Origin of the sequence: Ruminococcus sp. NATIVEDY160, from assembly GCF_045819885.1 — a bacterium.
GTDB lineage: Bacteria > Bacillota > Clostridia > Oscillospirales > Acutalibacteraceae > Ruminococcoides.
The window spans coordinates 1,866,087-1,878,533 of record NZ_CP162391.1 but is presented as its reverse complement, the minus strand read 5'-3'; the positions used below and the strand labels follow the sequence as shown (position 1 = coordinate 1,878,533).

18 protein-coding genes and 1 pseudogene are annotated in these 12,447 nt (G+C 46.2%); 17 read left to right on the top strand and 2 right to left on the bottom strand.

The genetic code is table 11. The features are described 5' to 3' along the window. Positions 1-36 precede the first annotated feature (36 nt). From AB1I49_RS09265 to AB1I49_RS09190, 16 genes and pseudogenes are all read left to right on the top strand, one after another. On the top strand, positions 37-294 hold the full coding sequence (locus AB1I49_RS09265; protein ID WP_407720796.1) for a hypothetical protein: 258 nt from the start codon (positions 37-39) through the stop codon (positions 292-294). A gap of 83 nt (positions 295-377) precedes the next feature. Next, entirely contained in the window at positions 378-1,442 is a 1,065-nt protein-coding gene (locus tag AB1I49_RS09260; RefSeq protein ID WP_407720795.1) for an LPD28 domain-containing protein, read from the top strand. Further along, positions 1,439-2,008: a hypothetical protein gene (locus AB1I49_RS09255; protein ID WP_316610031.1), complete on the top strand. Its 570-nt coding sequence runs from the start codon at positions 1,439-1,441 to the stop codon at positions 2,006-2,008. The genes AB1I49_RS09260 and AB1I49_RS09255 overlap by 4 nt, the downstream gene beginning before the upstream one ends. After that, the gene (locus tag AB1I49_RS09250) at positions 2,005-2,334 is read left to right on the top strand and encodes a hypothetical protein (protein WP_405317845.1); all 330 of its coding nucleotides are present in this window, start codon (positions 2,005-2,007) and stop codon (positions 2,332-2,334) included. Before AB1I49_RS09255 ends, AB1I49_RS09250 begins: the two co-directional genes overlap by 4 nt. 28 nt (positions 2,335-2,362) lie before the next feature. Then, positions 2,363-2,728 (top strand): hypothetical protein, encoded by a 366-nt coding sequence (locus tag AB1I49_RS09245; RefSeq protein ID WP_330056933.1) that lies wholly within the window; start codon positions 2,363-2,365, stop codon positions 2,726-2,728. A gap of 2 nt (positions 2,729-2,730) precedes the next feature. Continuing rightward, a complete protein-coding gene (locus tag AB1I49_RS09240) occupies positions 2,731-2,883 on the top strand; it encodes a DUF3789 domain-containing protein (RefSeq protein ID WP_399552660.1) in 153 nt (50 codons plus the stop codon). Between the two features lie 78 nt (positions 2,884-2,961). Continuing rightward, entirely contained in the window at positions 2,962-3,939 is a 978-nt protein-coding gene (locus AB1I49_RS09235; RefSeq protein ID WP_407721670.1) for a DNA adenine methylase, read from the top strand. Continuing rightward, positions 3,939-4,169, top strand: a complete 231-nt coding sequence (locus AB1I49_RS09230; protein ID WP_316620969.1) for an AbrB/MazE/SpoVT family DNA-binding domain-containing protein — start codon at positions 3,939-3,941, stop codon at positions 4,167-4,169. Before AB1I49_RS09235 ends, AB1I49_RS09230 begins: the two co-directional genes overlap by 1 nt. Before the next feature lie 14 nt (positions 4,170-4,183). Beyond that, positions 4,184-4,489, top strand: coding sequence for an AbrB/MazE/SpoVT family DNA-binding domain-containing protein (locus AB1I49_RS09225; protein ID WP_316620968.1), 306 nt, complete (start codon positions 4,184-4,186; stop codon positions 4,487-4,489). Further along, positions 4,482-5,204 (top strand): DUF3849 domain-containing protein, encoded by a 723-nt coding sequence (locus tag AB1I49_RS09220; RefSeq protein WP_407720794.1) that lies wholly within the window; start codon positions 4,482-4,484, stop codon positions 5,202-5,204. The genes AB1I49_RS09225 and AB1I49_RS09220 overlap by 8 nt, the downstream gene beginning before the upstream one ends. After that, positions 5,201-5,887, top strand: coding sequence for a YodL domain-containing protein (locus AB1I49_RS09215; RefSeq protein ID WP_407720793.1), 687 nt, complete (start codon positions 5,201-5,203; stop codon positions 5,885-5,887). Before AB1I49_RS09220 ends, AB1I49_RS09215 begins: the two co-directional genes overlap by 4 nt. Further along, positions 5,884-6,681, top strand: a complete 798-nt coding sequence (locus AB1I49_RS09210; protein WP_407720792.1) for a hypothetical protein — start codon at positions 5,884-5,886, stop codon at positions 6,679-6,681. The genes AB1I49_RS09215 and AB1I49_RS09210 overlap by 4 nt, the downstream gene beginning before the upstream one ends. Before the next feature lie 63 nt (positions 6,682-6,744). Continuing rightward, positions 6,745-7,905: a hypothetical protein gene (locus AB1I49_RS09205; protein ID WP_407720791.1), complete on the top strand. Its 1,161-nt coding sequence runs from the start codon at positions 6,745-6,747 to the stop codon at positions 7,903-7,905. A 1-nt stretch (position 7,906) separates the two neighbouring features. After that, positions 7,907-8,245 (top strand): hypothetical protein, encoded by a 339-nt coding sequence (locus tag AB1I49_RS09200; protein ID WP_407720790.1) that lies wholly within the window; start codon positions 7,907-7,909, stop codon positions 8,243-8,245. Then, positions 8,242-8,592, top strand: coding sequence for a hypothetical protein (locus tag AB1I49_RS09195; RefSeq protein WP_407720789.1), 351 nt, complete (start codon positions 8,242-8,244; stop codon positions 8,590-8,592). The genes AB1I49_RS09200 and AB1I49_RS09195 overlap by 4 nt, the downstream gene beginning before the upstream one ends. Before the next feature lie 512 nt (positions 8,593-9,104). After that, a pseudogene (locus AB1I49_RS09190) lies at positions 9,105-9,803 on the top strand (reverse transcriptase domain-containing protein); the annotation flags it as partial. Positions 9,804-9,844: 41 nt separating this feature from the next. Here AB1I49_RS09190 and AB1I49_RS09185 read toward each other — a convergent pair. Next, positions 9,845-10,531, bottom strand: coding sequence for an alpha/beta fold hydrolase (locus tag AB1I49_RS09185; RefSeq protein ID WP_407720788.1), 687 nt, complete (start codon positions 10,529-10,531; stop codon positions 9,845-9,847). A 307-nt stretch (positions 10,532-10,838) separates the two neighbouring features. Between AB1I49_RS09185 and AB1I49_RS09180 the strand changes: the two genes are divergently transcribed. Beyond that, on the top strand, positions 10,839-11,219 hold the full coding sequence (locus AB1I49_RS09180) for a TnpV protein (protein ID WP_407720787.1): 381 nt from the start codon (positions 10,839-10,841) through the stop codon (positions 11,217-11,219). A gap of 89 nt (positions 11,220-11,308) precedes the next feature. Here the strand turns inward: AB1I49_RS09180 and AB1I49_RS09175 are convergent, their stop codons facing one another. Further along, the gene (locus AB1I49_RS09175) at positions 11,309-12,445 is read right to left on the bottom strand and encodes an FtsX-like permease family protein (protein ID WP_407720786.1); all 1,137 of its coding nucleotides are present in this window, start codon (positions 12,443-12,445) and stop codon (positions 11,309-11,311) included. Positions 12,446-12,447: the final 2 nt, after the last annotated feature.

The window sequence follows — 12,447 nt, the reverse complement described above, 5'->3', positions numbered from 1 at the left end:
ACCAACCAATTAATCCTAAAGGAAAGGAGAGAGAAATTGAAACAAGTAAAAAGGATAATCGCCGTTTTGCTTGCACTGACCGTCATAATGCTGGCAGCTTGTTCGGATTTCGGAACAGCAGTCAAAGCAGCGGAAATAGGCGGCGGCAATGACGTCAACCTCGATTGCTACGGAGAATATATCTCCAATGACGAACTCGGCGAGCTTATTTCCTACGGCGGTTACATCTCGAAATCTGAATACGCCCGGCATATCAACGATGACTCGGTTGGCGCATCCTACCCCTGGCAGTAAATATCGGCACGGATTATGAGCTGGGCAGATTCGTCGTTGAGAATGATTTTGACGAACGCTTCGAAAACGTTCCGGATGCCGCCTTGTCCTATCTTGATTACAAATCCATCGGAAAGGAATTCAGAGAACGCGACGACGGTGTGTTTTATGGCAAATACTATGTACCTACAAGGTACCATGAACCGGATAATTTGTATGATGGCACCCATGTTCTGCCTGAATCCCCGTCGGACAGCGCTGTTTTCAGTCTGCTTGTTGCTAAAGCCCCCGAGACCGCCCCTGACGAAGTGTTAAAATCCGCGCAGTGGCTTCATTTGCCGGAGAGCAAGGATGAAATGAACGCCTTGGCAAAACAGCTTGGCGCGTCGCAGATTGAGGACTGTGTTTTCTACGACTTCAAAAGCGGCATTCCTCAGATTGAAGGATTTATGCTTCAAAGTATGGGTGATATCGTTAAGCTCAACGAGCTTGCTTTGAATTATCTGACCCTTTCCGCTGAGGAACGGACTATGTTTAAAGCCGTAATGGAAAGAAGGCATGTTACCACGCTTGACGGCGCTCTTTCCGCTTTCAAGAGCATTAATGATTATGAGTTTTCGTTTGACGCGGAGGATGCGGACGACTTCTTCAAGGAATATCTTGCCTACCACGTGCCGACTAACTTTGACACTCGATGGCTCGATGGTATTCGCTCCGATATCGACGCCGACAGATTACTTCAACAGTTAGGAGCCGAGGTAACATCCTACGGCATAGTTTCCAAGCAGCACGGCAGTTTATTTGCGCTGACCGGCTATGATGAGCTTGAAGAATATGAGCTGATCGAAGTGTGCGGACAGCCTGCATTGTTCAGTGACGCGCGTATTCCCGACAGCGCAGTGCCGGAAGGTCTGTACCGTTATGATTTGCGCTGCGGCGAGGACGATCTTCTTGACGGAACGATCGAGCCGTATGTATATGTGAATCACGGCGGCAGCATTCTTGTACAGCAGCCGTTTGAGTTTGGAGAAGATGGATACATTCAGCTCGACGAGGATTCCTCACCAAATTTCATTGGTGTGGAAATGACTGCGGAGGAATTTGCCGGAAGGGATTTCACTGAGGACATCGACGATGATTTTGCACCGATTGGAGGAATGAATTTATGAGCGTAAGAGATATCTCAATTAACGATCTTCGGCGAATGAAGAAAACCGAAGGTATTGTATTTCAGGGCTGCGGCGGCGATCCGCAGGAGTGGATTGACGGTATCAATGACATGTTGAGAGAAAGCAGAATTCTGCTTGACGATACAAAGTTTTCAGATGTGTTCCGTTTTCAGAATAACGGTGTGACCTGCCTGCTGTTTCCCTTCAATCCCGATGTGCAGCTTGACACAGGTAAACTTGCTGTGTGGAGACTCTCTACTCACAGTCAGTTCGGCGGCACATGGCTTTCTGACTATGTACCGAACGAGTTGGGCGGATACCTCGGCGAGAGAGTAAAGCCCGACTGCGCCCTGATTGGAGAGTCGGGCAATATCTTTCACCTTGCCGGAAAAGCGGCGCAAACCCTCAAGCAAAACGGCATGAGAATGGAAGCGCAAGAAATGCTCGATAAGGTGATGAGCTCAGGCAGTTATGACGAAGCCCTCGGTGTGATCGGCGATTACGTCAACATCACCGACGGTTCGGAGAGCGAGGATTTCGACGAAGGGCAAGGTATGTCATTGTGAGATATGAGGATTTCGTCAGCCGGATTGAGCGGCTGAACGACAGCGACGTGTATGTGTCACCGGACTTCCAATGCGACAGAACGGGCGGTTATCCCACCTCTCTCTGCGTGAATTGGGATAAGGGAAAGGCGTGGCTGCAATTGAATGATAGCTTCGATACAGACGGCGTAGATGTTGCAAAGTATGAGCAGCTCTGCGCCGATTTTGGTATTGTGGATTGTTTTGACACAGAGCAGTTCAATCAGATTCTTTTGTCACTCGGCGAAGACGCGGTGCAAAACGCTTCACTTCCCGAGGACGACGAAGATTTCGATTTGAATATGTAAAATCACTAAAGAAAAGGATGAAGAATATATGATTGTAAGTTTGCAGAAGTTCAAGCAAAAATATGGTCTGCTCGACGAAGCGTGCCGTCAGTGGTGCGCCGTTGCCGTATCAGACCAGAGCCGAATGGACGGTGTCGGTTTCGGAGAATTCTATGAGAAGCTCTCCCTTGAAAAGTATAAGGAATACCGTCAGCATCCCGACAGATTTGACGTCACCGAGCAAGGCAGTACAACTGTTCTTCCTTTGACCGTTGAAGAATTGCGCGAGCTGGAAGAACTTGTCGCCAATACCTTGTGCGGCTATACGGATAAGTCTGTTGAGGATGTTTTGCTGGGACTTGAAATCAAGTTCGCCGCAATCAAAGGCGAAACAGTTTCGGAAGGGATGAGTTAGTCATGGGAATTCTCTGGTTTATCCTGGGCATGATGGTAGGCTGCTGTCTTGGAGTATTTCTGATGTGTTGCCTGTCCATCCACCGGGTCAATAAGTATGAAGCGGAAATTCGCAGACTCCGCAACATCGTCGAGAACATGAATAATTCTCGATAAGAACTAAAAATAAAGGGTATCAATCGCAAACCCCGCGGCGAATGATACCGTCCGAAGCGTCGCGGGGATTGATACCCTCTGAAACGAGGGATCAAAATCAGAACACCGGTATCACGAGTAGGAAACAAAACATCGATCCTACACATCATCTATAACCTGTTTCCGCTGCATTATGGTAGGTTCATAGATGTATTCGGCGGATCGGGCAGCGTATTGCTCGGCAAGCCGACAATTGACGCCTTTGAGGTATATAACGACTTTGACCGCAATCTGGTCAATCTGTTCCGATGCATGAAGGTCAGACCGATGGCGGTTATCCGCGAGATTGGCTTTTGTAATCTAAATGCCAGAGATGATTTTGACGTTATCAGACGATTCTTTGAGCATGAGATATTCACAGACGAATACCTTGCAGAAGAATTGGAACTGACGGAAATCATGCTTCCGCCGCTTAAGGCAAAGGAACTGAAGGAGCTTTTCCTGAAATATACGCAGGACTATGATGTTCGCAAAGCGGCGATGTATCTCAAATTACAGCGCTACAGCTATTCAAGCAGCGGTAAATCATATGCTTCTCAGCCGTTCGACATACGCAAGCTGTTTCATTTAATACAGCGGCTTGAAAAGCGCATGGCAAATGTCATTGTGGAGAATCAAGATTTTGAAACTCTTGTGCGGCATTATGACCGCGACGATGCTTTCTTCTATCTTGATCCGCCGTATTTTGCTACCGAGGGAATGTACCCCGGCGGCTTCGGTACAGATGACCATGAGCGGTTGAGAGATTTACTGTTTTCCATCAAAGGCAGATTCCTGCTGTCATATAACGATTGCCCCGAGATTCGGGAGCTTTACAAGGATTGTGAAATTTTCAGTTTTTCCCGAACCCACTCGATGGCGCAGCGTTATGAAGCAGGAAAGGAATTTAAGGAATTATTGATCGCAAACTATGACTTCTTTGAGCGAATCAAGAATCAGCCTCAGCAGCTGACTCTTTTTGACGACGCAGAGAAGATGGACTATTTTAATAGAATTTTGAAGGAGAGTAAAGTTTAATGAAAATTATTTCAGTAACAGCACAGCCCCATGTTTTTATCACATTGCCCGTTGAGGCGCTTATTGAGGCGGGAATCACCCCAACCGATGCTGTCGAAATCTACGCAGAAGACGGAAAGGTCGTTATTCATAAGCTGCAGCCGGAGGACATTGAGAGCTTCGAATGCGACGAAGACTGCGTGAATTGTCCGTTTCGAATCATCGACTGCGCCCATGAAAAGGCAGTATAAGGAAGGAGGATACTATGGCAGGCGATATTATTTTCAGATTTTTGGGAAAGGACGGAAAAATCACCATCCCCTATGCAATCAGGGAAAGCCTTGATTTGCAGCACGGCGATATTTTATCTTTTGAGGAATTGGACGACGACAGAATTCTCATCACTCGCGAGAGTCTCTGTGTCTGCAATGCGAGAACGCCGATCGAGGAAAAGAAGGAAACCCTCCTCGATTTCCTCAACAAACTTTCGCCCGAGCAGAAAGCGGCGGCGCTCGTTCATCTGTCGATGCAGGTTGCAGGAGGTCAGAAAGGAAGTTCGGAAAATGCCTGAGTATAAGCATCTTTACCGCTATACACTTCAGAATGCCAACGAGTTTGACGAGGTGGAACAGTGGCGCGAGAGCCACCGCGAAAACTGCAAGTGCGCTAACGACATTACCGACGCCATCAACAGCCATTATCATGACAACCGCCTTGACAACTGTGTTCAGTCGATGATCGACAAATACGGTTTTGACCGCGTGAATTGGGTTATCGCAAACACAATCAGGGAAGGCATTCAGGACGGAAGATATTCCAAAGAAAACAAGAAATGGGCTGAAGGTTTTGACGTTCTGAGCAGTGATCAGAACTGGCACTTCTGTGTGACTGCACATCCCGGCTTGGTGAATGTTTTTGCCAATCAGCTCAGAGCCGCATGGAACGAACTGGGTCTGTTCGACAAAGCCGCAGTCACTGACGAAACCAACTATGAGAATCAGGTGCTCATTCTTAAGCCCACAGTATTGAAGAACGAATACAGACAGCCCGACTTTCAGCTGTTCTACGCAACCGACGGCTTCGGATGCGATCCGAAAAAGATCGGTGCGCGGGTGTTCGGCTTCTTTTTGAAGGACGACGAGTTTACGTCCTTCCGCCGCCATGATTTTTACGGCGTAGCCAATGACGCGGCTTTACCGGATTGGGTGCTTGATAAGCTCAATGAAATCAGAGAGAAGCTGGTTATTGAGGATTGCGACACAGGAATGGAGGCGAGTCCATCGTGAGAGTGAAAATCTATCAAATCAACAGCAACCGGGACAAGGCACACTTCAGGTTTTCAAATCTTGCCGAAACGACAAAGCTTATGCAGGGTAACGGCGTTGACTCCTCGTTATATGACGAGGTGTTTAATGCCGAGCTTGGCACCGGTGATCTTGAAGAAATTTATACAAAATTTAATATTGAGAGGCATCCGCTCCATAGAGGTGACTCGCTTTCTGTATCCGACGTAGTTGTCACAGATCAAGGAGCTTATTTCTGTGACAGCAGCGGATTTGAGAAAATTGATTTTGATGAATCGAAGACACAGAAGCCCGATGACCTTATGCGGGTGCTTTACGTCGAACCCGGCAAGGTACCGTATGAAGCGGAAATCCGAAACACGCTTGAAGGTATGCAGCGCGCCGTCTGTGACGGTCTCATTGAACCCATTTTTATGGACGACGGCTGTGTACTTGTCGGCAATGAAGAAGCGAAACTGCTGGGAATGAAGCGTACAATCAGGCACTTCAGCAAAGCGAAAGCAACGGCTTCACCGAGATGGATGTGGACGATGATTTGCCGTTCGACGAGGATGAGGGCGACAGTATGGGTTTTGCGCCGAGTATGTAAAAAAGTATCCGATTTTGTCTGGACTTTCAAAAGCACCGTGTATATACTGCTCGTTGAAAGGAGGCTGACTGTATGAAAAAGTTAGCGATCATCATAGCCATCTTAATGACTGCGGGCAGCATATGCGCCTGTTCACAGGCAGAAAAAGCGAATCCCATCCAACAAAAACCAACGTATTCCGCGACGGCGGATGAAGCGAAAAGCCGCATAAATACTGATGTTTTCGGCACCGAAACAGCAAAAACGGAAAACGCCGAGAAATCGCCTGTGTCGGCTTTTCAGGAGCCTTCGGGCGTGTACCCGACCACGGCGGAAAAAGCCGACGTTGGGCAAATGTCGCGCCAACAGGGCGGCGTTTCGGAGAACGACGGGAGTATGCAGAACAGCGAAAGCTCAGTGACCCAAAGCTCAGGGGGTTCGGGTGAAAACACTCCGAAACAGAGCGGAAACAGTCAGAGCAGCAGCCAGAGAACTACCGAAAAGCCGCAGAGCAAACCCGCTCCGAAGCCTACTCAAGCGACTCAGCCCAAGGCGACGGAAGCGCCAAAGCCGACACCGGCTCCCGAGCCTGAACCAACAGAGCCACCAACGGAGAGAAAGACGCTCGACTATAATCAGGTAGTCAGCAACCTAATCGGTTACGGACAGAGTCTCGGTATGGTTTACAACGGCTCTCTTGGCATCGGCAACTCGGGATGGTTCCCGCCGACGGATATCAGCGGTTACACCGATACCGACGCGGCGACGGCGGCTTGCTACGGCGACGTCGATTATGTCCCGTACTACTATGCCGGATTGGGCGCGGAACCGTCAGATATTATGTTCAACGTCGTTGCAAGCGGCGGTCAAATCTATGTAGTATACGGATAAATAATAATCAGAATCCCCGAATCAGCGATGGTTCGGGGATTTCCAGATAGGAGATGAATAACATTGTATATTTCAGCACACATCAGCTATAACGGGAACTCTGCGGATATCGATTTCCCCGTCAGCGACGAAATGCTTAACGTCATTCTCGAAAATTCGGAAATGCCGACTGACACCACCTTGCCGTTTCTTGTCGAGGACATCCACTATCCGATAGAGCTGTCAGCATTAAACGCCCGGAATGTTAATCTTGACGAGCTGAACTTCCTCGCAAGGCGGCTTGATTCCTTTACCGAAGAAGAGATTGAACAGTTCTTTGCTGCAACCGAGCATGAAAACGCTCAAAGCCTGAAGAATATGATCAACCTAACCTATAACCTCGACAAATTCACGCTCATCAAGAACGTCGGTGATATGACAAAGGTCGGCAGAGATTACACGCTCAACACCGAGGGGTGCGTACCGGCAGATTCACGATATGATGCAAAGTACGCAGAAATAGGCAGAAAGCTCCTCGCATCAGGACGCGGCGTCTTTACCGAGCGCGGACTGCTGTTTGTTGAGGATAAGCCGATCGAGGAAGTCTATGACGGCAAAACCTTTCCGGGCTTTGCTTACCAATCGTTCATCGTCAATGTCGATGTGGAGTACAAGGGCAGATACGAGAGCCTGTTCCTGCCTGAATCGCAGCTTGCCATAGACAAGGCAGTCCGCAGGCTCGGCGCGGAATCCATTGACGACTGCGATTTGTCCAGTGAATACGGAAATCCCAATTTCAGTCGTTTCTCCGTCCGCTTTGAGGAAATACTCGACAACGAGGGCATTGACGCACTGAACGAACTTGCGTATGAGCTTAACACCTATGACATAGATACCGAAAAGCTCGATGCCGCGATGGAGATGACGGACGTTAAATCCTCAAAGAACATCATCACGCTGATCAATCACCTTGACGAGTTTGAATGGCTGAACGATATCAGCTACGGCGACTATGAGGGGATCGGAAGATACTTTGTTGACAACGATTATTACGACGAGTATGAAATCAGCGATGAGCTGTGCGATTATTTTGACTTTGCGGAATTCGGCGCACATATGGCTGATGAAAAAAGCGGTCAATTTGTAAACGGCGGCTTCATCTTCTGCGACGGAGAGGACGGGTTTGATTCTTTTATGGACAAGTTCGAGGACGAGAGCAGTTCGATGACAATGGGAGGAATGTAGCGTGAGCAAGCTGTTTTCAAGAGTATGCCTGACCGCCGATAACAGTTCGACGGTCGAGTATCTCTGCCCGGGAATGCCCGACACCGAGGAACAGATCACCGAAACCGACGGTTACTGTGATTTCCTCGAAGACAACCCTGATGCGGAAAGCGTTACAGTAGATGTTGAGCACTACATTTACGGCGAGGGTGAAAGCGAAAACGCCGATGAGGACGATATCGCGGAATTTGAAAAGCGCGGTGAGGATTTTCTCAACAGCGATGAAGTGGATTATTTGGACTATAACCGGTTCGTCATCGCGACCGGCGACGTGGGCTTTTCTATGGAGAAAATGACATGAGCGTGATGTTTTCAAAGGTGACGCTGACCGCCGACAACGGCAGCGCCGCCACGCTTCTTTGTTCGGGTTCTCCGAAGGATCATTACGATTTGGAGGACTGGACGATCTATCAGAAATTCATGTCGGACAACCTCGACAGCAAATCCGTCAAAGTCGAGGTCGATACCTACCTCTATGGCGAAGGCGATGTCTTTATCGCCAACATTTACGAGGTCGCTGCGTTCACCGGCAGAGGCGAACAATTTCTTTCGCATCCCGACGTGCATTGGCAGGGCAGCTCGGAGTTTACGGTTTATCCTCCTGTTATGAAAGCGCAAAAACTTGTGGACAATCTCGGGTTTATCTGATATGATAGTTCTATAATATAGCGGAATTGTGCGCCCAGACGAAGGGCGGATAGTCTAGCAGGTGAGAAGCCTGCACGGAAAGGTTTAGCCAACCACCGTTAGCGAGTCTTGTGCTGTAAACAGTAATGTTTACAGTAAAGCGTAGACAGCGAGGAAGTGGGGTTACAGGGTGATGGAGCCTCGAAATTTTACCATTCGGAGGGCTGACGCTTTAATTCCAGCGGAAAGCAAAATGTGTAAATCGTTAGGGCGAGATGAAACACACCTCTGCGGGGTCAAAGAGCCAATCACGCTTCACATAGTGACTATCCAGTCAACTGGGGAGAGCCTGTATTTTCTTCAATAAGAAGTATGATGGAACGACGGTAAAACGGAGAAAGTCAGATGAAATACAGGCAGTCGGACAGCTTCATAGTACCGAAGAAGTCGGGTAATGCCGACAGAGGGAAGGGAGTTGCATAATAAAGGTCTTTCTGAGGACACATTAGCCGTACTCAGGGACGGAGGAACTAATGGAAACGAAATTGGGAAGAATAGCATCGAAGTCAGCAAATACAAAACGACCTGAGTTTACGTCGCTGTACCATCTCATCAACAAAGAAATGCTAATGCAATGTCATAGGGAACTGGACGGAAGCAAAGCTGTCGGTATAGACGAAGTTACCAAAAGAGAATACAATGAAAATCTCGAAAGTAACATCGAAAGCCTTGTAGACAGACTGAAAAGGAAAGCCTACAAACCGCAGCCTTCGCTGAGAGTATACATTCCCAAAAGCAACGGCAAAATGAGACCGCTGGGTATTGCGTGCTACGAGGATAAGATTGTACAATTAGCATTGAAGAAGATTCTTGAAGCGATATACGAACCAAAATTTCTGAATTGTATGTATGGATTCAGACCAAACAGGAGCTGTCATACAGCAGTAAAAGCTCTGTATGACCAGATTAACTTCAGAAAGATAACGAGGATAGTAGACGCAGATATCAAGGGATTCTTCGACCATATGAAGCACGAATGGATACTTAAGTTTCTGAATTACTACATCAAGGACAAGAATATTCTATGGTTGGTTGAGAAATATCTAAAAGCAGGAATCATAGATAACGGAAGTCTTGTGAAAGGTAATGAGGGAACGGCACAGGGAAATATAATCAGCCCGGTGCTGGCAAATATCTATATGCACTATGTTCTGACACTGTGGTTCTACATTATTGTGGCGAAGGAGTGTAAAGGCGAGTGCTTTCTTGTGGTTTACGCAGATGATTTCATATCATTATATTCTTTAACCTTGCTCATTTTGTTGATAAGGTTTGTAAGTTTTTGCTCATCCTCTGTTTCTTTGATTGCATCTTCTTCAAGAGCCGTTCGTGCGGCGTTCAGCTTGTTTTCATAGAGATTTGTAATCTGACTTATACCGATATAACAGATTGCATTTTCAGGATGTTTCTGTATATAGATACTGCCTATTACAGTTCCCCAGGAATGTCCTGCTATTATTACTTTTTCCTTGCCAAAGCGTTCTTTTGCATACTCAACGATTTTATTCAGGTCATCAACAAGCAGGTCTATGTTAGAATTTGCATTGCAGTTATTTGCAAAATAAGTTCTGCCGCATCCACGCTGGTCATAATTGATAATAGTAAGCTCAGCTTCAAGTTCCCTCTGATAATAAGCGGATACATATCCCATAGGACTTGCAGGACCCCCGTGTATAAAAATCATAACGGGATTTTGGGTATTTTTTCCACGAATCTGAACGTACTGTTTCATTCCGTCTATGTCTATGTAAGTAGATTCCTGAATACCGGTTTTGGTATCAATTTTGTTTTTATCGCTGTTTATCAAGCGTGAAACAAAAACTGACAGTACCGTAAGCACAATAACTGCGGTAATTATAATTAACACAATAAGCATAATTTTTTTAAGTTTCCTTTTCATAATTCCATTCTTTCTGCAAATAAATTAAAAATGTCTGTTTTAAATTCTGATTTGAATTTGAAATAATCTATGGTTATTATAGCATATCATAGGTTGTTAGTAAAGTCCTCCAAAAGCCTGATAAACAGTGAGTTTATCGCAGTTTGCTCACCTTATGCGGACATATGATTTCACATTTTATTATTTCGTACCCGACGGCTCGCAAGGGCAAAGATGAGGGAAAGAAAAACTGATAATAAGTTATAACAAAATGTGGCAATCGGGGTGCTGTGATGTATGTGCGAATATATTTTTGGAGGATTCTATTATGAAACACAATTTTGAAATCAGCTATACACAACAGGGCGATTATCTGCTGCCCGACTTAAGATTACCCGAACAGCCAAAGGTAGAAATCGGGATTTGGGGCAAACGGCATTTACGGTACATTGAGAAGTATCATAAAATTCGCTATACCAATCTATTGACAAGTTGTAAACTCACTTCCTATCTTGCCGACATAGACAAGCAGGCAGAGGATATGTTCTTTCGGTTAGTAAAACAACTTGCCAAAAAGGAAGGCGTGACTGAGCAGCTCAAAGCAGAAAATCAAATGCTGTGGGGCGCGGGTCTCCGGTGGAGACCTCTGCCGCAGGCAGAAGCGCCGACCGAGCCGACAGGCGAGACAGCGAATGAACAATATCAGTAACCGAGCAACGGAAATCGTTAATGCAGAGTTGATTTATATATAATAAAATCGAGCGAAGGTAAATTATTTATCTTCGCTCGATTATTTTTTTATTCGTTCATAATTTGTTTTAACGGTATTTTTTTCATTGACTGACCATAAGCAAACATAACGCCTTCATATACAACGATAAAAACAGCAAGCGTTATGAAGAACATCAGAAAATCAAACTCATATTCGGGAATACCCTCGACGCCCGAAAAAACAATATCAACCATAATTCTCAGCAATGCATACTGATACACGGAACCGATGATAAAGCCGATATACGCCGCCGGGCGGTAGCCGTCGAGAACAGAACGCTTGCAATCAGCGCTATCATAGCCGAATACACGCATCATAGCAATATTCTTTTGGTTGGAGCGGATGACGGTGGTCACGGCGATATACAGCGTGGTAAATGCCAGAACAACGCCGATAATCAACATCATCAAGCCCATCATTTCACTTGACAAATCCTTCATACTTGCCGACATTTGTATCATAGCCGAGAAGCAGAACGAGGAAAAGGCGATGAAGAACACCAAGGTTTTGCGGCTTCTTAACACAGAGCTCCTCATTTCGGCGACAAAAGTCTTTTTATCTTTTGTGTTTTTGGTTTTCCCCTTTACCTTTACAATACCCTTCAATAGATTGACGCAAGGCTGGCTAAGCTTTAACAGGCTGTTGCATACTGCAATCAAAGCAAAGACCAAAGTGGGAGCAATCACCAGCAGGACGAATAATATCCAATGATAACCAATAGAAAGCTCCGGCAAATAACCGTCTTTATTTTGTAACTCATAAAACTGCGGCATTAACGCAAATGACAGCAAATAGCCGACGAAACAACCAAGAAATACACTCAAACCGAAAACAGAAAAGCCCTTTGCGATTTTGAAATCAGAATAACCCAGAGCCTTTAATATCCCGATTTCCTTTGAATGGCTGTCTATGTAATGCTTGATATAGAAAAACAGCATCACAACGGTAGTGATCGCCAAGCAGCCGCCGCTGACGGCACAAACGACCTTTGAAGTCATAATCTGTGCGTCGTAGAACATCTGCGCGTAGGGGTTGTCAATCAGACCGGCTATCGCAGTTAAATCCAAATAATAGTTTAAAAACATATTGCAGACGGTTACCGCACAGCAGGTCATAATGGAAATTCCGAACAACTTTACGCTGTCCTTGATACTGACAATCATAC